The following is a 20,402-nucleotide window of genomic DNA, read 5'->3' on the forward strand; positions in this document are numbered from 1 at the left end:
GTGCTTTTTTTAAACGAGAGGGGAGAAGAAAAGTGGCAGAAATCTTACAATTTCGGGAACCGTGATCTTCTGATGGGAATGAGTGTCATTCAGGGTCAGGATTCAAGAGCCGGTAACCAGGATCTAACTAAAGGAGTGCTTCTGGGGGGATACACTCATTCTGACGGAAGGATAGAGAAGGACGAAGAAACTTTTTTCCTGCTCTATATTGATCAGCAAGGGAATGAGCAGTGGCGAAAGTATGTAACCGGAGAATCCAGACAAAAAGAAGAACGGCTGGCAGCCGTGGCAATGGACAGGGATGGTTCTATTGTTTTAGCCGGAACCAGTGCTGAGGAACTGGGCAAAGAAAACTGGAAAATTGTAAAACTGGGAGATAAGCAGGTTGATCAGTTAATGGAGAAATTTGACATCAAGATCTATCCGAATCCGTTATCAGATTACGCCTATATAGAAATTGGTTTCGATTTCAAAGAGGCTGATATTATGCTGTATGACATGAGCGGAAGACAGCTCCAAAGCTTGAAAACGAAGAACAAAGTCACCAAGATTAATACCCAGGCACTGGTTCAGGGAGCCTATCTGGTAACTATCAAAACCGATATGAATAAAACAGCCAATGCAAAACTGATCAAAAAATAAACACTCATGAGAAAACAAATGATAACCGTTCTGCTCCTTTCCTCATTCTTTGCCCACATTAAGGCACAGGTAGAAGGGCAGTTCAATAAAAGCATGGATAATATCAATAAGATATTTCCCGCTGCACCCACAGCCAATAACCTGATGAAATTTGAAGAAGTTCCTGTAAGCTATTATACGGGGATTCCTGATGTCAGCATCCCGCTTTTCAATATTCCTACCAACGAGGATGATCTCAGTTTACAGGTAAGTCTGAAGTACCATCCTTTAAGTGCCAAACCAGATGACAAAGCTTCAGAAATCGGCCTGGGCTGGAATGTATCCGCCGGAGGAAGCATTACAAGAACAGTGCGGGGAGGAGTGGCCGATTCAAAGATGGAATCCACCTTTATGTCGGCACCGCCCAGGGCCAAATATGGGATATACTGGCACAGTAACAATAATACCTACAAGCTTGTCTATAATGATACCGCCAATTTTGATATCCTGGAATATGGATTTAATACGGCAATCGGAAAATTTGATACGGAATACGATCTGTATCAGTACAACTTTATGGGCTACACCGGTAGATTTATTATTAAGAAAGACCTCAATGGCATTTATAATGTAGAAAAGCTGGACCGTAATAATCTGAAAATAACAGTAACACAGGATTCAGCCGGGGAAGTACAGAACGTCAATATTACAGATGACAAAGGAATCCAATATCTGTTTAAAGGGATGGAGACCTTTTCTAAGGATATCTCTACCGTCAAAGTGGGGCTTTTGAATAATACAAGTGACCTGCTTACCAACAGCAGCGGCGGACAGTATTTTACCGCTTATCATCTTGAAAAAGTTCAGGACCAAAACAGCAAAACGCTGCTGACCTTTAATTATGATCTTTCTCCGGTGGTACAATATAAAGACCCGGACTCCAGAACAAACCGCCTGGTGAAGGATGTAACCTATGACTATTATCATTATGGAGCCATCATCAATCCCGATCCACAGATGCCGGGAGCCCTTGAGGTACAGACAGTCTATAATACAGCCAGCACCAAACTTCTAACGGAAATCACCATTGCCGACCGGGGTAAGATCAGGTTCAACTATGAAAAAGGAAGAGAAGACAGCAATTATATGAATTCTGCCAATCTATATAAATTGAAATCCGTGGAATCCCTTATCCTTGGCCAGGCTGCCTACCAGCCTGTAGATCAATTTACTTTTGATTACAGCTACTCAAACTCTACCCTTCAGGATACCCCCAATGCTGATCTGGTTCTCAAAAAGCTGCTCCTGAAAAAGGTTACTAATGTTAACCAGACAGGGAGTAATGAATATGCAATCAACTATAACAGCTTCAACAAGACGTTCAAAAAGGATGACTGGGGATATTATAAAGAATCGCAGCCTTCTGATATTACTCAGGATGTGATAAGTTCTATTGTGTATCCTGCCAAGGGAAAGGTCGCGTTTGATTTCGGAGAAAACAATTATAGCTATTTTGCCGGGTATACTAATCCTACAGAACCGGTAACAGGAAAGTGGATTGACGCAGAAAATGATCATAGTTTCAGTGATCTGGCTTCATTCAGTACCACGGCCAAGGGAGAGTTTTTTACAATCAATACCGCTCAGAAAGTTAATCTGCATCTGGATCTGGGAAGCCTTATCTATTCAACCTGGGAGTTTAAGCTGTACAGAAAGTATGATGACGGCACTTTTTCACCAGCTATTGTAACATTCGGGATGGACTGGCAGTCCTGCGACAGCCCTCCGGGAGGCCCTTTCTGCCCCAGTCAGAACCTTGGGGTGAATGGAGAAGCCATTGCCACTTTTGATAAGGAGACCCCTGTTCTGCAGCCGGGAACTTACTTTTTGTCATTGAGCGGAAACTATGGGATTACCCATAAACCGGTATCCTATCTTCTTTCCGCTAAAACCAAAGAACATTATTTCAGCAGTTATGCCATTGAAAATGGCGGTGGGCTGAGGATTAATAAGATCAGATATTTTGATGATCCTGCCAGTACCCACCCTGCAAAGCAGTATGTGTATGATTACAGAGACCTGGATAATCCCGGGAAAAGCAGCGGTGGGCTGGTCTTTCCACGTCCGGTTTTCAAATACAGCGAAAACATCAATTATTTTTATCAGAAAAGGTATTCACTGGGGTATGCCAAGTATAGCAGTACGACAGATACCACCACCAATTTTAATATCATTCCGGCCGAAAAGACACAGGGTTCTGATGTGGGCTATAAATATGTAACGGTAAAACAGGTGGCTGAAGGACCCAATAATACAAGTATTGACAACGGCAGCACGATCTATCAATTCCGCTCGCCGATAGACTATCCTAACCCGGAAATGATCTCACTTACCATGCCCATTATGCCGATTACCAATCAGGATTATCTGAGGGGACAGCTGATTTCGGAAAAGAAATACAATACCAGCGGGCAGATTCTTTCTGAAGTGAATAATGAATATACCACTCTAAGTACCCAAAAGCTGGAAGGTATCAAAATAAAAGACCTTTTCTACAATAATATTGCTCCGCGCTTTTATGAATACCAGTATTACGATGGTTTCAAAGTTGAATTTCCCAATGTTACCCTTTCAGCACCTTATAAATATTATTCTACCTACGGGATTGTACTGCCTGTGAAAAAGACGGAGACTTCCTATTATTATAAAAACGGAGCTCAAAGTGCTCTCACCAGTAGAACAGAAACCAGCTACAATGCCAATGATTATCCGTCCATAGTTGCAGAGCAGCATCCGGATGGTGCATCTACACGTACTGTTTATCAATATGCTGCGGAAAAACAGGTCCAAAAACTCATCACGGCCAATATGATCAGTGTACCGCTGGAAGTGGAGACTACAGAGAAAGAATACGGTATGAGTAGTAAAACAGTCGCTAAAACAGAGGTGACCTATAATCATCCTGCCGGTCTTTTCCCTGATCTGCTGAAGTCACTCAATACCATTACCGGTGCTATGGAAGGCAAAATAAAATATGACCGTTATGATGAAAAAGGAAACCTGCAGCAGTATACGATTAAAGACGGAACCCCCGTCACTGTGATCTGGGGGTACAACAGATCTCTTCCTATAGCTAAAATAGAAGGGGTGAAATTATCAGAAATCAGCCAGAACCTCATCAATACCGTGGTGGCAGCATCCGATCAGGATGCATTGGCCGGAGTATGGAATACGGAAAACGACCTTATTCAGGCCCTGGAGAATTTCAAAAATGATCCTGTTTTTGATCATGCCCAGATTACGACCTATACGTACGATCCTCTGGTAGGGGTAAGAAGTATGACTTTACCATCCGGTATACGGGAATATTATGATTATGACGATCAGAAAAGGCTTAAAGAAATAACCCAGGAGGAGAAAGACGGTACCGGAAACATTTTCATGAGGACGGTGAAGGAATTTCAATATAATCTTAAAAACTAAAAAAGATGAAAAAAATATTAAACATTTTGGGCGTTTTTTTGCTGGCAGGCAGCCTTTCTGCACAGCTTATGTCCAATGAAAACTATGTTTCCACAAAGACCTATCTGGATTATCCCTCCGCTGCTCCGGCTAAAGCTGCTCAGAAAGTAGAATATTATGACGGGCTCGGGAGAACCAAACAGGTGATAGACATAAAGGCTTCCCCACTCGGAAAAGATGTGGTGAACCATTTTGAGTATGATGTTTTTGGCAGGGAAAGCAAAACCTATCTTCCGGTGCCCCAGCAGGGAAGCCAATTGGGAGGTATATATTCTGCACCTCTTGCCAATGCGCCTTCCGTATATGGGCAGGAAAAGATCTACGGTGAAAAAGTCATTGAGAATTCCCCGCTGAACCGGGTACAGGAGCAGGTTCAGGAAGGTCTGAGCTGGAGCTCAAGACCTGTTTACTATGAAGAAGGAGCCAATGCTGCCGGAGAAGTGATAAGACCTGTTCTGGCCACCACGATTTTGAATGGTGCTACTTCCACCAATATTGCCAGAGGAACGGCCTATTACAGCGCCGGACAGCTGCACAAGAAGACCGTCATTGATGAAGACGGGAACAAAACCATGGAATTTACCAATGGAAAAGGACAGATGATCCTGTCCAGAAAAACAACCGGCAGCTCGGATGATGCAGATACCTATTATCTGTATAATGAATACGGCCAGCTGGCCTGTATTATCCCACCGCTTCTTTCTGTAATGAACTCCTGGAAGGCCAAAGATCTTGATCTGCTGGCTTACCAGTACCGTTATGACGGACGGGGAAGAATGGTAGAGAAAAAGCTCCCGGGTAAAGGATGGGAATATAGGGTGTATGATAAGCAGGATCGTCTGATCCTCTCTCAGGACCCCATGCTGAAGCAAAAAGGAGAGTGGCTTTTTACCAAGTATGACCGGTTCAACAGGGTTGCTTATACCGGCAAGATAGCTGACAAAAAGACAAGAGCGGATCTTCAGCTGCAGGCAGATAATGATACCGGCATTACTTATGAAAACCGGGGGTATTCTTTTACCATGCCGAATATAACCGTCTTGTACTCCAATAAAGCTTTCCCTACAGGCATCAAGGAAGTCTTTACCATCAAATATTATGATACTTTTCCGCAGACCAATGATTTCCCGGGATTTCAGACCAGTATTTTCGGGCAGGAGGTGATCCTTAGAAATTATCAGGATAAAGCCAAAGGGTTTCTGGCAGCCTCTTTTGTGAAAAATATTGAAGATGACCACTGGACCAGGACGTTCTTTGCTTATGACAGCAGGGGAAGAGAAATCTCTTCTTATTCCATCAACTATCTTGAGGGCTACACCAGAAAAGAAACCCAGTTGAATTTTGCAGGGCTTCCCAAAAAATCAGTGACCTACCATAGAAGAACAAAGTCTGATACCGAAAAACTCATTACAGAGACTTTTGAATACGACCACCAGAACAGGCTGCTCAAACATTGGCATCAGGCAGGGACAGAACCTGTGGAGCTGCTGGCAGAAAACACCTATAACGAGCTCTCCCAGCTTGCCAGCAAGAAGGTGGGCAATAATATGGAAACGGTAGACTATGCTTATAACATAAGAGGATGGCGTACCGGGATCAATGATCCTGAAAATCTTGGCGGGAAACTTTTCGGCTATAAGATCAGATATGAAAACCCTGTAACGAGCCCTTATCTGGCCAAATACAACGGAAACATTTCTGAGGTGGACTGGAAGACCGCAGATGATGGTACATTAAGGCGCTACAGCTATGAATATGACCGTTTAGAAAGGCTCACCAAAGCGTCTTATACCCAGCCCGGATCAACGGCGCCTGTTAACAATGCCTATAATGAGGCTCTTTTCTATGACCTGAACGGAAATATCCACTACCTCAAAAGGAATACCTGGGTGCAGAATCTCGGGGTACAGCCAATGGATGATCTTGCCTATAAATACACAGGGAATATCCTGATGAGCGTTACAGATAACTCAGGAGTGTATGATGGGTATCCGGAAGTCTCCGGCAATACGATGACCTATGACCTGAACCGCAATATGATCAGCCATAAGGATAAGGGAATTCTGGATATTGCCTATAACTACCTGAACCAGCCCAGCAGTATTACTTTTGATAAATATTATCTGGGGCATGATCAGATTACCAATTATAAATACAACACCCAATATCTTTACAGGGCAGACGGGGTAAAAGTAAGAAAGGAATATACTTACGGATCGGGACCTAACGGTATGGAAACCAAGAAAATTACGGACTATCTGGATGGTTTTCAGTATACTGACAATGTATTGAGTTTTGTGCCTACTTCAGAAGGGTATTATGATTTCGTGCAAAAGAAGTATATTTACAATTATACCGATCAGGTAGGAAACATAAGGCTGTCTTTTTATAAAGGAGCGGGAGGTAATGCTGTAATAGACCGTGTAACGAATTATTATCCGTTTGGTCTTGAGTTTAATGAGAACATTGTTCCTGCCAACTCAATCTCCCAAAACTACAGGTATTCTACTCAGGGACAGGAAAAACAGGAGGATACCAAGTGGAGCTCTTTTAAATGGCGAAATTATGATCCAACAATAGGAAGGTTCTTTAATATAGATCCGCTTAGTGAAAAATATGCTTATCAGTCACATTACAATTTCTCAGAAAATAGGGTTGTTGATGGTAGAGAGCTGGAAGGGTTGGAATGGGTGTCAACGAAAATATTTCGTGTTGCTCCGCCTACTGCTGCTGCTGCTGCTGCTGGATCAACTGTATATGGTGCAGGTGTTGCTGAAGAAGCGAAAACCAATGCCATTAATAATTATAATGGCATATCCAAGATTGTTAATAGCAATATAAACAATACGATTATTGCTCTAAAGGCAATTTCTACGATTGGGATAACAGTTGCTAACAGGGTTTTGAAGAGCGAGGGAGACAGTAAAGCCGAAAATAAAGGAAGCGACACAAAATCTGAAGAAGAAGGTATTGTTTATAAAAGAAAGGAAAAAACGGGAAAAGAAAAAGACTATGTAGGACAAGCCAAAGATTCAATAAGATATAAGAAACGACAAAAAGAACATCAAAGAGCTAATAAGGATGCTGACTATGAATTTGAAGAAATTGATAGAGGCAAGCCGGGAAAAGATCTTGACAGAAGGGAGCAAAAACATATAGATGAAGGAGGAGGACCAACTAATAAATCCAATCCTAACGGAGGATTACAGAACAAAAGAAATCAAATTAAGAAACCAAAAGAACCAAAAGAACCAAAAGAACCAACAGACAATGGCTAAAAGATTTAAATTAAACGAAGGCGATGTTTTTGCAATTCCTTTAGGAAATAGCGAATTTGGATTAGGGCAAATAATCAATTTTCCTAAAACATCTGACGCATTTATTGTTGTAATTTTTAATGAGAAAATCGCTGAATTAAATGAATTTGACAAGATCAATATTGATGATTTAAAAATAATTTTTCTAGGATACACCTTTGATGCAAAATTGTATTATAAAGATTGGCAGATCATTGGAAATTATAAAGATAATATTCAATCAATACCTTTACCATTTTTTAAATTAGGTACAAGTGATGATGCTCGTTTGGTTGACTATAAAAGTAAAGTTTTAAAGCATTTAGATGAATCTCAATTTGATGAATTAGTATATAAATCTGAAATAGCACCTATACGGTATGAAAATGCATTGAAAGCTCATTTTGGTTTACAGGAATGGATTCCTGAGGATTATGATAAAATTTTGTATGAGAAAACCCTAGAATCAGTGAAAATTGCAGAGGAAATATTAGAGTCATAATATACTGAATGATAATCTTTAAAGAAACTATACTTTTCCTTATTGAATAATTTAGGGGATTGTTTTCAATCCCCTAAATTTTACCTCTTTAATTGAGGGTTTAGAAAACATTATCCTTTCAGGCTTGAGTTTAATGAAAATATCGTTCCTGCGGGTTCAATCTCCCAAAACTACAGGTATTCTACCCAGGGACAGGAAAAACAGGAGGATACCAAGTGGAGCTCTTTTAAATGGCGAAATTATGATCCAACAATAGGAAGGTTCTTTAATATAGATCCGCTTAGTGAAAAATATGCTTATCAGTCACATTACAATTTCTCAGAAAATAGGGTTGTTGATGGTAGAGAGTTAGAAGGGTTAGAATGGGTGTCAACAAAAATATTTCGTGTTGCTCCGCCTGCTGCTGCTGCTGGATCAACTGTATATGGTGCAGGTGTTGCTGAAGAAGCGAAAACCAATGCCATTAATAATTATAATGGTATATCCAAGATTGTTAATAGCAATATAAACATTACGATTATTGCTCTAAAGGCAATTTCTACGATTGGGATAACAGTTGCTAACCGTGTCTTGCACAGCGAGGGTGAAAATAAAAAGAGTAGTAAACCCGATTCTGGAAAAACTGAGGGTAATGAAGCAGGTGATAAAGAAGGGCTAGGAAAAATTCAAAAACCTGGAACCGGAAAAGGGACTGTTGCGAAAGAAGATAGAGATGCTAAAAGGACACTATCCAAAAAAGAAAAAACAGAATTAATTGAAGAAAAAGATAATAAATGTGAAGGGTGTAATAAAGAAGTAACCCCAGAAACTTCAAATGCTCACCATACAATTAGGCACGCGGACGGAGGAGAAACAACGAAAGAGAACACGAACATTTTATGCAAAGATTGCCATAAAGAAATACATAAACCATGAACAAAGCAGAATTTTTAAGTAACATAAAATCTCATATAAAAGATTTTGGTTATCATGTAACAATTGTAACAGGTAATTCTCCATTACCCAAATATTATTATACTATTGGGCTTAATCAAAAATTTAAATTTGAACTTGCATTTGCTGGAGGAGCAATATATAAAAACGAGGAAATAAAGAAAATTATCAATTTTATTGTTGAAAAATTAAATATCAATACTTTCGATAATAATTTTAATATTCAATTAGATAATCTCGGAAGTTTCACTATTTCATTAATTCATGAGTCATGGAGCCATCTCATGTTTGATGGTATTTTTGATTATTATGGAAGTAGTGATATTAAGGTGTTTCAAATAATTCCTGACACAGAGCACAAAACTCTTGAAATACCCGATATGTCAATTAAATTTGATGAAAAAAATCAACCTGTTTGGCAATGGTTAGTAAAAGATTGGATTTATCCAATAGATCAGAATTCAATAGTTTTCACTGATATTGATGCTTTATTTGGAAAAAAAATCTTAGAGCTTATGAGATGGGAAGAATCGGAATGGGAAATGTTTACTGATGATGGAACCCAAATTCCTAAGCATATGAAAAGAGCCGTTTCATTTGGTACTATCTTAGGAATTGATGATGGTTTGAATCCAGCTATGTATTTGCCAATTGAAAAAGGATTACGGAGAGAAAATGGAAATTCAGAGTGGAATAATTGGGGATAATGTGAATTATAATCAATTTACTTCTAATCAAGGAGGGATAAATTTTAATTATCCATCCTTAAGATTGGCCAAGTTTCAAGTATATTAGTTTTCTTTAGATAGTACCTGAAATTGGAAAGCTTTAGTAAATAATTCAAAAAACAGGCAATCTAAATGGTTGTCTGTTTTATTCTTAGAAGGAAAAACCAATATTTGCAACTATAATGATCAGGTAGGAAACGTCAGACTAGCGTATTATAAAGATGCTTCTGGGAACCCTAAAATAGACAGATCTAAAAGATAAACAATATGAAAATAATTGATAAATGTAACCAAATACTAAATGAGTTATATAAATTTTCATCTGAAGTTTTGTACTTAGGTGATAATATTTTAGACTCTCGATTGGAGAATTTGGAACAAAAAATAGGATTAAAACTTCCTCAAGATTTTAAATATATTTTGAAGAAACACAATGGAATCACACTGGCAGGAACTGAAATTTATGGATTGTCAGAAAATTTTAGAGGCAATTCCCTTGATGAAATTTATAACTTCGAGCATAGGGAAGTAGAAAATCCAATGCCTATTTTTTTCTTCCCTTTTTCACCAGATGGCCAAGGAAATCATTATTGTTTAGACTTGTCAAAATTAAATGAAAATATTTGCCCAATAGTATTTTGGCAATGGGACTTTGAATATGAAAATATTGAAGAGGTGGAGGTCTGCAATACAAATTTTGCAGAGTGGATTGGTGAAGTCATGATAGACTGGACTCTCCAAAATTACAATTATGATGGTACAGAAAAATTATAATGTAATACGTTAAGGCTTCATATATGTCGATCACTTTTATTAGTGAAGTTTTACCAACTAAAAACTAAATAATTAAAATGAAATCATTTAAAGAAGACCTAAATACGGCGGTTATAACTACAAAATTTGTTTTAGAAAAAAAATCACCCATTTTGTATGTATTCCACTATGAAGAGGACGAAAGTTGGCAATTTTCTGGTGATGAGACTAACTTAATGGATGAGGATTTTCGGGTAGTTTCTCTTGAAGAAATTATTTCCCTGGACTCTACAGTTTTGGAGATAGCTGATTTACCTTTAGGAGGAGAAGCATATAGAGTGAATATAAATGCTTCATGGGAAATTCAATAGAATGATAATTATTAAAGTATTATATATACAATATTCAAAAAATGTATAAAGAAATAAATGCTCTTATATATAAGTTCGAAAATCTAGGATTGGGAAGTTCAAGCGATGGCGCAATTTTGATTGGTAAAGCACCTCATGTAGCGCCTGAAGCATGGTTAAATGAGTTGTTTCCCACTTTAAATGAGTCAGAAATATGTAGTTTAGAAGAACAGTTAAAGACAACCATACCTAAAGGATATAAAGACTTTTTAATGAATTTTAGTAATGGACTTATTTTTTTATCATCCACACTTAGCTTTTATGGACTAAGAAGACAGTTAAATCGCAGTAATTTAGTGAGCTCACGTCAGCCATATTCTATCATTACTCCAAATTTTTCAGAAAGACCGGAGAATGCAATGGAAAGTTTTTTCTTCATTGGAAGCTATAATTGGGATGGTTCACATTTATTTATAGATAAAGAAACAAATATCGTTCATTGTTGTGAAAGATGGGACGCGACTTCAAAAGTTCAATGGAGTTCTTTTGAAGAAATGTTATTATCTGAATTAAAACGTTTGTATAGATTATTTGATGATAAAGGAAAAGAAATTGATGAGGATGCTTCAACACTTCCATACTAAGTAGAGTATAAAAATTATGGTAAATTTAAGGGCACAGTAATAACAACCAGATTTGTGTTAGAAAATAATTCAGTAATTGTTTCTGTTTTTAAGGATAATGATGGAGAATTGCAATTTTTTGGGAATGAAGGAAATATCTCGGAAGAAGATGCTAGGGTTATTAGTGTAGGTGAGATTTTACAGATCAATCCAACCTTAAAAGAATTATTAGAAATTAATGCTGGAAGTCATACTTATAGATAAACTAAACATGATGACTGGGAAGTTGTAAAGTATGAAGAATAGAGGTTATATTTCAAAAATATTGGTTTCCTTTAAATAGAGAGCCTAGTATAGAAATATTTCAATAAATAAATTTAAAAGACAGGTAATTTAAATGTTTACCTGTCTTATTTTTACTGGTAAAAAAGTACTTAGACTATGACATTAAGATATATATCAATAGGATTAGATTATGATTACTATATACAAGAAAATAACAAATTACGGTATGAATTTAAAACTCATACCCGTTTTATAAGTAACTATTTTTCAAGAGCAATCAGGAAAGTAAAATTTGATACAGGCAATGAATTTAATATGATTTCTATTTCATTATTACCTGAAACTATCTTAAAACAACCTGATATTAAATCAAACGATGTTTTGAAAGCATATCTTCCGTTTAATCAGGAGCGGTATGAGAAAATCAAAGGAACAGAAGATTGTAAATATTATTTGGAAGTGTTAGAAGAAGGGCTTAAAAAAGCTTCAGAATTTAAACCGATTCCGCTTGAAGAACTCTTGAATTTAATTGACGAGTTTAAAAAAGGAGGATGTAAAAATGAATGGGTACACAAAAAGAAACGTTTTAAGGAAATCGATATAGAAGTTATTTTAACTTGTGAATTTACTACAAATTATTTTCAGTTAATAGCTACAATCAATCAAATTTCTACTAAGAAAGAATTAACTAAAGGAATTGTAATAAAAACCATACCCGATGAAATACACTTTCAAAAGATGTTTAAAGACATTCTAGTACATAAAAATTTTATTATTATTACCGATACAAGTGATAGTGCAAGAGTATTAATTTATATTGATGACGCTAAGAAAGGGATATTTGAAAAAGTATTTGCACCTTATATTTACAGTGATGATTATACGAAAGAAGAAAACGAAGAATATGAGAAAACTCATAATGAAGTCATAGAGATATTATCTTATGATGGTAGTGGTTTTTAGTTATAAGAAGGGTATTGACTTTTAATAGTTAGGTACTGTTATAAAGTATTTATTTGAATATTAAATTGCCAAGTGGGGTTTCTAATCCTCTTGGCTTTTATTCAGTATTGTATTGTTCATGCCAACTCAATCTCCCAGAACTACAGGTATTCCACCCAGGGACAGGAAAAACAGGAGGATACCAAGTGGAGCTCTTTTAAATGGCGAAATTATGATCCAACAATAGGAAGGTTCTTTAATATAGATCCGCTTAGTGAAAAATATGCTTATCAGTCACATTACAATTTCTCAGAAAATAGGGTTGTTGATGGTAGAGAGCTGGAAGGGTTGGAATGGTTTGGTGTTGTTACAAGGGTCATACCGCTTATTGAGAATTCTTCCGTAAAACCCACTATTATTGAGACAGTTACTAAGGTAGGTGAAGTAGGAACTAAGCAGAGTGAGACTATTACTAAAGCGCAACAAGAGCACTTTAATAGAGGAAGAAGAATTGAAACAGAGCAAATTAGTAAAATGAATGAGGAAGGGAAAGAAGTAACAAAAAATACTAAGAATTTTGAGGCTATAGATTCAAAAACTGGAAAAACTGGTGGAACAAGACCTGATGGTTTTACCAAGGAAGGGAATCCTGTTGAAGTAAAAAATGTAGGAAAACAAAGCTTTACAAAACAATTAAGATTACAGGATAATTTGGTAGAAGGTAAGAGGTTGATTTTAAGGATTAATGAAAAAGCAACTTTAACAGAACCGTTAAAAAAATCTGGCATAGATATTCAAACTTATAATATTGCACCTATTAAAGTTGATAATCTTAAAGTAAATCTACCACCACCACCACAAATGAACCCTATACCTGTAAATAAATGTGCTAAAGACCCTAATTGTGTATAACAACTTAAATAATATTTTTATGTCAGAAATATATGTAACAGGAATAAATAAAGTTATTAATACTGCAAAAGAATTTTTAAATGAATTAAAAGAATTTGCTCCCTTTGGATTAATATTTAAAGATGGTGAATGGATTGATCTGGCTACCTATGATGAGACGTTCGATTCTATCAAAATGAGAAATTTTTTAGTAGCTACTATCATAAAGGATTTTGAAAAAAATTATACTGAATTTGGGGCAGTTTGCGTCGATGCTAAAATAAATGATATAGGTAATGTCATAATGATTTTAAATACATCAGATGGTAAAGATTGGTATGAATTGGTTTACAGATATGAATTTATTGATGGTAAAGTTAATATTGTTAAAGAGAATATTGAATACTAGTTTTCAATTCGTAAGGTATAATGAAATTGAAAAATTGAAAAAAGAAGTAAATTCAAACAATGTAAACCAATTAAAAAATGAAGAAAGGCAAAATCTTTTGCATGAATCTATTTCTAGCGGATCTTATGATGTGTTAAAATATCTTTTGAGTATAAACATTAATGTAAATGCTCAAGATAACGAGGGAATGACCCCATTGCATTATTGTGGCCTTTATCGTAGTCAAACCGCAACTAGACAGCTGCTTGAAAACAGGAGTATTGAAATAAACAAGAAAGATGATTATGGGAATAATCCATTGTGGACAGCGGTATTCAATGCAAGAGGGAATTATGATGTTGTGAAGCTACTGAAAGAGCATGGTGCAGATCAAAACTCAAAGAATAACAAAAATATGTCTCCTCTGGATTTTTGTAAAGAAATTGAAGATAAAAACATGGAGACAATTCTTTTATTGTAGTTCACTGATAAAAAATAGTATTTTATTACAGATATATTTTGAATTGCTATGAAAGTATTGACGATTTATATCAGTATTATTTATTTTGAAAAGTAACACCTTGTTAATTCAGGGTGTTGCCTTTTTAGTAGTGTTATATTTAAAACTTTTATAGTCTTCTTCTGGATTTTACAAGATCTTATTTTATAGATTGAATTAATGAGCGTGTTTGGTTGAAAATTTTGTATTTCAATAATAAATACTAGCAGTATCATCACGATATCAAAAATTAATAGAGGCAAGAAAGTTGTATAATCATATATCGACCATAATAGTTATTAGATGGCTGATTTCCTATTAATATCAAATATGTCAATGTCTTTTTCTAGAAATACATCTTCCAGTGCTGAAGCCCCATTTTCCATTCTGTATTCGAGTTCTTTTTCAGAAATTGGAATACATAGAAGCCAATTCACAGTCTTTGTTTCAAGGTTCAACGGCTCCAATTTATCTGCCCATAGAAAGGGAGTTGTAAACAAGATATGTTTCATTTCTGAAGTTTCATAATACATTTCCACGATTCGCATAAATACAGAGCCGGGCTGACATTCCCAACCATTTTTGGTAATATAAAATCCTGCTGTGGAAAGAATATTAGATAACATATCAAATTCTTTATATCCACTAATAAGCAGTTCAATTGGTATATTCTTAAAGCTACCATCTTCCATTTCTATTTTATTTGGATAATCTGAAATACCTATTGTACCACAAAATTTTATTCTTGTATATATTGGGTCATCACATGAGAAGATATCTATAAAATTTTTTTTGCCTTTGTCCCAATGGCGATCAACAATTTTATTAATACCAACAATACTTGTTATATAGTTTACCAGTTCTTTGTTTTCTGTAGAAGCTTGCTCAGACATATATTTAATTTTATTAAATATAATATATTTTGATTAATCTACAATATAGTTAGTAACTATCTTGAATTTATCAGCAATAAAATAGAAGGTTAATATGATTTCATACAAAACAAGTATATTTACCATTATACCGACCAGTTAGGAAACATAAGGCTGTCTTTTTATAAAGGAGCGGGCGGTAATGCTGTAATAGACAGGGTAACGAATTATTATCCTTTTGGATTGGAGTTTAATGAGAACATTGTTCCTGCGGGTTCAATCTCTCAAAACTACAGGTATTCTGCTCAGGGACAGGAAAAACAGGAAGATACCAAGTGGAGTTCTTTTAAATGGCGAAATTATGATCCTACTTTTGGAAGATTCTTTAGTGTAGATCCTCTTGCAGAGCAGTATCATACATGGTCAACCTATGCCTTTAGCGGAAACAGGGTTGTTGACTCCAGAGAACTGGAAGGATTAGAGCCTAAAAAAGTGAATGAAGTCAGCCTTCCATCCGATCCTATAGAATTTGGGGAGCTTATTTACGGGGGAGTTAACAGTTTAAGGGCTGCTGTTGCCAATAGTGTGGCGAGAACGGTTAACGTTTTTACCAATGATGCAATAAGGAATCAATATAAAGTTGAGGGCGGAACTCTTACTCTGGAAACGGGCGTTCCGAAAGAATCCTTTGGTGAGAAAGTAGTCAATGGATCTTATGATCTGGCAACTATAGCAATGGCTGCAGCCGGGGGACCTAAAGGTGCCCTGATGGGCTCCTGCGATAAAAGCTGTTGAAGAGATTAAGGATGCTGCCAAAGCAGTTCACGGAAATTCAAAGCTTAGTACGAAGCCTCAGCATAACTATGATGTTGTGGATACGAAAGCAAATAATGATGTCGTAAAAACAGGTATCAGTGGAAGTAAACTTAACCAAAATGGAACTTCTCGAAGAGGGAATGTACAGGCTAACAAATGGAATAGAGATGAAAATTCTCCAGGTAGGTATAAAGCGGTTGTAAGAAGTGCAATAGCAGGAGGTAGTGAAGCTAGGGGGAAAGCACTTGATTCTGAAAGAAAACGAGCAAAAGATTTACTAGAAGAAGGACAATTAAATGATCCACAAAAACATATAAGACCAAGATAATTATGCAACTAAAATATTTCTATTTAGCCCTAGACAAAGAAGATTATAGTAAACAAAGCGAAAAATATGATCTTGCTAAAATAGTATCAGACTTTAATTTTCAGACCTACTATTTTACTCATTTCGTTGAAATGAATTTACGTAAACTTAAATATGAGACCGAAAATTATAATATGTTTTTAATAAGGGCAAAAAAAAAACCAAGCAATAAATTAATAATCCAGCCAGGGTTTAAATCTTTAACAGTTGAGATTTTTTTTGATGAAAATTATTATAAAAAAATATATCCTTTCACAAACGAATATCCTCTAAATAGCAAACTGATAAAACCTGTAGAAGAAGAAAATTTGTTTCATTTATTTCTATTTAACATGATAAATAATGGACTGGACAAGGCAAAAGAGTTAAATGCATTAATTCCATACCAACAATTAAAAGATATAGTCCTGGATTTTAAAAACAAAAATTTTGAAAATAAATGGAAGTTTAAATCTAAAATTTTTCGAGACCTTAATATTGAAGTTTCTCTTTACTGTCAACTAACTATTAATTATTTTGCTTTAGAAATAGTCATTGAAAAAGATAAAATAATGGCTTTAAAAAAGGAAATTCTTCGCACATTACCAAATACAATTATGTATAAGGACGAATTTAAAGATATTATAATTGAATCTGGGAAAATAAAAGTCATGAAAGATACTTTTGAACCCTCTATTTTGTACGAAATTTCTTTAGATAATCTAATAAAAAATTAGACTATGACATTAAGATATATCGCAATAGGATTAGATTATGATTATTACAAACAGGAAAATAACAAGCTTCGATATGAGTTTCAAACTCATACCCGTTTTATAAGTAATTATTTTTCAAGAGCAATCAGGAAAGTGAAATTTGATACAGGCAATGAATTTAATATGATTTCTATTTCATTATTACCTGAAACTATCTTAAAACAGACTGATATTAAATCAAACGATGTTTTGAAAGCATATCTACCTTTTGACCAGAAACGTTATGAGAAAATCAAGGGGACAGAAGATTGTGGATACTATTTGGAAATATTAGAAAAAGGGGTTAAAAAAGCTTCCGAATTTAAACCAATACCCCTGGATGAGCTATTAAATTTAATTGACGAATTTAAAAAAGGAGGCTGTAAAAATGAATGGATACATAAAAAGAAACGCTTTAAAGAAATTGATATAGAAGTTATTTTAACTTGTGAATTTACCACAAATTATTTCCAGCTAATAGCAACTATCAATCAAATTTCCACTAAGAAAGAATTAACGAGAGGAATAGTGATAAAAACCATACCTGACGAAATTCATTTTGACAAAATGTTTAATGATATTTTAATCTATAAAAACTTTATTGTTATTACAGATAATGCTGATGGTGCAATGGCTTTAATTAATATTAAAGACGCTAAGAAAGGCAAGTTTGAGAAAACATTTGCTCCCTATATTTATAGTGATGATTATACCAAAGAAGAAAACGAAGAATATGAAAAAACTCACAATAGAGTCATCGAAATACTGTCTTATGATGGTAGCGGGTTTTGATTATAAAATCAGTATTAATTTTTAATATTTAAGTGATGTTATAGAATGTTTATTTGAATATAAAATTGCCAAGTGAGGCTTATAGTTCACTTGGCTTTTTGTTAAATGTTGTATTGTACTTGCCAACTCAATCTCCCAAAACTACAGGTATTCTACCCAGGGACAGGAAAAACAGGAGGATACCAAGTGGAGCTCTTTTAAATGGCGAAATTATGACCCAACAATAGGTCGGTTCTTTAATATAGATCCGCTTAGTGAAAAATATGCTTATCAGTCACATTACAATTTCTCAGAAAATAGGGTTGTTGATGGTAGAAAGCTGGAAGGGTTGGAATGGGTGTCAACGAAAATATTTCGTGTTGCTCCGCCTCCTGCTACTGCTTCTGGATCAACTACATATGGTGCAGGTGTTGCTGAAGAAGCGAAAACCAATGCCATTAATAATTATAATGGTATATCCAAGATTGTTAATAGCAATATAAACAATACGATTATTGTTCTAAAGGCAATTTCTACGATTGGGATAACAGTTGCTAATCGTGTCTTGCACAGTGAAGGGGCAGATAAAGGAAAAAATGGAGATAGTGACTCATCCGCGGAAAAGAAGAAAACGACATTAGAAAATAATAAATCGAAAGGTAAAAAAGCAGAAGGTGAGGTCACAAAAGAACTTGAAGATGAATTTCCGGATGACGAGGTTTTAACACAGGTAACGGGCAAATTTAAAGATGGAAAAACAACCGTGTTCGATAATGTTATGGTTAACAAGAAAACTGGTAAAGTTACAGGAACTAATGAAACAAAAACAGGAAATGCTAAACTGACCAAACCACAAGCTAGGTATCGTAATGGAGAAACGGTAGAACTTAAAGGTGACAATGCAAAAAATGCAAAAGATAAAAAAATAGATGTAAATGAGACACCAGATAGAGTAACAAGGCGATAAAAGTAAATGATATAGTACTGTAAATTAGCAAAGGAATTTTAGAAAACTTCAAAAAAAGATTTTCATATATAAAAATACAGAGGAAGTTTAATATTAATTTAAAAAAAATAAAATATTATGTCATACGATAAAATAGAATGGCACTCAGAAGGAGAAAACTTTCCTAAAGAAGCTAAACCTGAAGATGGGGGAACGCATATAGGTATGTTTTTAACTTGGATTATCCAAAATGATTTAATTGGAAAACTTTATATAGAAATATCTCGAGAATTAATAAATGAGGTTAAGAGACAAGAAATGACAGGTAGAGACTTTTTAATTGAGGAATGTGATAGTAAATTCTATAATGAAGTCCTAAATGATGAAGGAAATAAATTTGTAAAATATTATTACGAAGATGATGGGGACGAAAATTATTTTGGTGATTATTCAAGAGTATTTAGTGAATATGACAATGTATATAAAGTAGAAAACTCATGGAAAAATTACGATAGAATAAAACCAGTCATTGAAATGCGCTATCAAGAGTGGAAAAATAATAAGGGTAAATAGTAAATCAGTATTCTTTTAATAACAGGATGAAAGTAAATGAAATAGCACAGCAAATTAGTGATGGTGTTTTAGAAAGTTTTCAGAAAAGTGGTTTTCAATATCGAAAAGCACAAAAAGAGTTTGTACGAAAAAAAGATAATGTAGAACAAATCTTTAAATTATTTTTTTACAAAAAAGAAGATAATATAACTATTGATCCTGAAATTAAAATACATGTAAAAGAAATAGAATCCATTTATAAGTCAATTGCTCAAATAAAATCCAGGCCTTACTTGACTTTAGGGAATCATTTTTTGACAATCAGAGATTATGATGGAGATGCCGCCAATTATAAAAGCAAACCAGCAAAGGAATGGTTAATAGAAAATGATGAAGATGTAAAACATTTAATTAAAATCATACCAGAATATCTTGAAGAAGACATTTTACCATATTTTGATAATAATTCTAGTGTAATCCGTGTTGATGAATTACTTAATGAATACCCTGAAAAGATGTGTGTACATAATGATATGTATCCTTTAAGAGCAAATATTGCCATAATTGCTGCAAAACTCAATACTAATCTTTATTATGATGAACTTATAAAAATATATGAAAGAGAATTAGAAGATGCAGAAGAAAATTACAAGGTTGAATTTTATAAGCTTAAAGAGCTATTAGGTTCTGACAGATATAAACAGGTTTGAAAATAATTTAGATAGCTTCCAAAGTAGAAGTGCTTTGGAGGCTATTTTATAGTAGTTGTTTTATAGTTGATTAGCCTTAAATACTATGGGTGAAGTAAAGGATCCTAAAATATAGTAATCATGTATAATAAAGAAATTAATGAATTTATTTATAAGTTTTCAAACTTAGGATTAGATAGTTCAAGTGATGGAGCCATAATGATTGGTAAAGCACCATTTAAAGGACCAGAAGCTTGGCTGAATATAATTTATCCAAAGGTTAAAGAAGAGGAAATAGTTATTCTTGAAAGAGAATTAAACA

Annotated in this window: 23 protein-coding genes and 2 pseudogenes; 24 read left to right on the forward strand and 1 reads right to left on the reverse strand. The window is 34.9% G+C overall.

All coding sequences use genetic code 11. From position 1 onward, the window contains the following. The 15 genes and pseudogenes from AC27VX_RS22985 to AC27VX_RS23055 form a co-directional block, all read left to right on the forward strand. Positions 1-642: T9SS type A sorting domain-containing protein (locus AC27VX_RS22985; protein WP_488698233.1), on the forward strand; the 642-nt coding region annotated here is incomplete at its 5' end. 6 nt (positions 643-648) lie between these two features. After that, positions 649-4,104 (forward strand): hypothetical protein, encoded by a 3,456-nt coding sequence (locus tag AC27VX_RS22990; RefSeq protein ID WP_488698235.1) that lies wholly within the window; start codon positions 649-651, stop codon positions 4,102-4,104. A gap of 5 nt (positions 4,105-4,109) precedes the next feature. Beyond that, complete coding sequence (locus AC27VX_RS22995; protein ID WP_488698237.1) at positions 4,110-7,421, forward strand: DUF6443 domain-containing protein; 3,312 nt, start codon at positions 4,110-4,112, stop codon at positions 7,419-7,421. Continuing rightward, complete coding sequence (locus AC27VX_RS23000) at positions 7,414-7,941, forward strand: Imm26 family immunity protein (protein ID WP_236855479.1); 528 nt, start codon at positions 7,414-7,416, stop codon at positions 7,939-7,941. Before AC27VX_RS22995 ends, AC27VX_RS23000 begins: the two co-directional genes overlap by 8 nt. A gap of 159 nt (positions 7,942-8,100) precedes the next feature. Further along, a pseudogene (locus AC27VX_RS23005) lies at positions 8,101-8,268 on the forward strand (RHS repeat-associated core domain-containing protein); the annotation flags it as partial. A 39-nt stretch (positions 8,269-8,307) separates the two neighbouring features. Beyond that, positions 8,308-8,856 (forward strand): HNH endonuclease signature motif containing protein, encoded by a 549-nt coding sequence (locus tag AC27VX_RS23010; protein WP_410680227.1) that lies wholly within the window; start codon positions 8,308-8,310, stop codon positions 8,854-8,856. Further along, a complete protein-coding gene (locus tag AC27VX_RS23015; RefSeq protein WP_236855478.1) occupies positions 8,853-9,581 on the forward strand; it encodes a DUF4262 domain-containing protein in 729 nt (242 codons plus the stop codon). Before AC27VX_RS23010 ends, AC27VX_RS23015 begins: the two co-directional genes overlap by 4 nt. Positions 9,582-9,869: 288 nt before the next feature. Continuing rightward, positions 9,870-10,376, forward strand: a complete 507-nt coding sequence (locus AC27VX_RS23020; protein WP_236855477.1) for an SMI1/KNR4 family protein — start codon at positions 9,870-9,872, stop codon at positions 10,374-10,376. 77 nt (positions 10,377-10,453) lie between these two features. After that, complete coding sequence (locus AC27VX_RS23025; protein ID WP_236855476.1) at positions 10,454-10,726, forward strand: hypothetical protein; 273 nt, start codon at positions 10,454-10,456, stop codon at positions 10,724-10,726. 41 nt (positions 10,727-10,767) lie between these two features. After that, positions 10,768-11,349, forward strand: coding sequence for an SMI1/KNR4 family protein (locus tag AC27VX_RS23030; RefSeq protein WP_236855475.1), 582 nt, complete (start codon positions 10,768-10,770; stop codon positions 11,347-11,349). Positions 11,350-11,403: 54 nt separating this feature from the next. Then, entirely contained in the window at positions 11,404-11,592 is a 189-nt protein-coding gene (locus AC27VX_RS23035) for a hypothetical protein (RefSeq protein ID WP_236855474.1), read from the forward strand. Between the two features lie 177 nt (positions 11,593-11,769). Beyond that, positions 11,770-12,576, forward strand: a complete 807-nt coding sequence (locus tag AC27VX_RS23040; protein WP_488698241.1) for a hypothetical protein — start codon at positions 11,770-11,772, stop codon at positions 12,574-12,576. Positions 12,577-12,648: 72 nt separating this feature from the next. After that, positions 12,649-13,467 carry an RHS repeat-associated core domain-containing protein gene (locus AC27VX_RS23045; RefSeq protein WP_488698243.1) on the forward strand — a complete coding sequence of 273 codons (819 nt, stop codon included), beginning with the start codon at positions 12,649-12,651 and terminating at the stop codon, positions 13,465-13,467. A 19-nt stretch (positions 13,468-13,486) separates the two neighbouring features. Next, the gene (locus AC27VX_RS23050) at positions 13,487-13,855 is read left to right on the forward strand and encodes a hypothetical protein (RefSeq protein WP_236855469.1); all 369 of its coding nucleotides are present in this window, start codon (positions 13,487-13,489) and stop codon (positions 13,853-13,855) included. A gap of 34 nt (positions 13,856-13,889) precedes the next feature. Beyond that, on the forward strand, positions 13,890-14,315 hold the full coding sequence (locus AC27VX_RS23055; RefSeq protein WP_236855468.1) for an ankyrin repeat domain-containing protein: 426 nt from the start codon (positions 13,890-13,892) through the stop codon (positions 14,313-14,315). 317 nt (positions 14,316-14,632) lie between these two features. Here the strand turns inward: AC27VX_RS23055 and AC27VX_RS23060 are convergent, their stop codons facing one another. Then, entirely contained in the window at positions 14,633-15,226 is a 594-nt protein-coding gene (locus AC27VX_RS23060; RefSeq protein ID WP_236855467.1) for a suppressor of fused domain protein, read from the reverse strand. Between the two features lie 189 nt (positions 15,227-15,415). Here AC27VX_RS23060 and AC27VX_RS23065 point away from each other — a divergent pair, with 189 nt between their 5' ends. From AC27VX_RS23065 to AC27VX_RS23105, 9 genes and pseudogenes are all read left to right on the forward strand, one after another. Continuing rightward, positions 15,416-16,000, forward strand: coding sequence for an RHS repeat-associated core domain-containing protein (locus tag AC27VX_RS23065; protein ID WP_488698256.1), 585 nt, complete (start codon positions 15,416-15,418; stop codon positions 15,998-16,000). Between the two features lie 76 nt (positions 16,001-16,076). Continuing rightward, positions 16,077-16,349 carry a hypothetical protein gene (locus AC27VX_RS23070; protein WP_488698246.1) on the forward strand — a complete coding sequence of 91 codons (273 nt, stop codon included), beginning with the start codon at positions 16,077-16,079 and terminating at the stop codon, positions 16,347-16,349. Positions 16,350-16,351: 2 nt separating this feature from the next. Next, positions 16,352-17,104: a hypothetical protein gene (locus AC27VX_RS23075; RefSeq protein WP_488698248.1), complete on the forward strand. Its 753-nt coding sequence runs from the start codon at positions 16,352-16,354 to the stop codon at positions 17,102-17,104. Positions 17,105-17,107: 3 nt separating this feature from the next. Beyond that, entirely contained in the window at positions 17,108-17,914 is an 807-nt protein-coding gene (locus AC27VX_RS23080; RefSeq protein WP_236855465.1) for a hypothetical protein, read from the forward strand. Between the two features lie 130 nt (positions 17,915-18,044). Beyond that, positions 18,045-18,209, forward strand: a pseudogene (locus AC27VX_RS23085) (RHS repeat-associated core domain-containing protein); the annotation flags it as partial. Between the two features lie 42 nt (positions 18,210-18,251). Next, complete coding sequence (locus AC27VX_RS23090; protein WP_488698250.1) at positions 18,252-18,860, forward strand: hypothetical protein; 609 nt, start codon at positions 18,252-18,254, stop codon at positions 18,858-18,860. Between the two features lie 117 nt (positions 18,861-18,977). After that, the gene (locus AC27VX_RS23095) at positions 18,978-19,412 is read left to right on the forward strand and encodes a DUF7832 domain-containing protein (RefSeq protein ID WP_488698252.1); all 435 of its coding nucleotides are present in this window, start codon (positions 18,978-18,980) and stop codon (positions 19,410-19,412) included. Positions 19,413-19,438: 26 nt separating this feature from the next. Beyond that, entirely contained in the window at positions 19,439-20,101 is a 663-nt protein-coding gene (locus AC27VX_RS23100) for a hypothetical protein (protein WP_236855464.1), read from the forward strand. A 120-nt stretch (positions 20,102-20,221) separates the two neighbouring features. Further along, positions 20,222-20,402, forward strand: a 181-nt coding sequence (locus tag AC27VX_RS23105; RefSeq protein WP_488698254.1) for a hypothetical protein, incomplete at its 3' end; no start/stop codon positions are given.

Source organism: Chryseobacterium sp. 14P4.3.2, assembly GCF_057799275.1.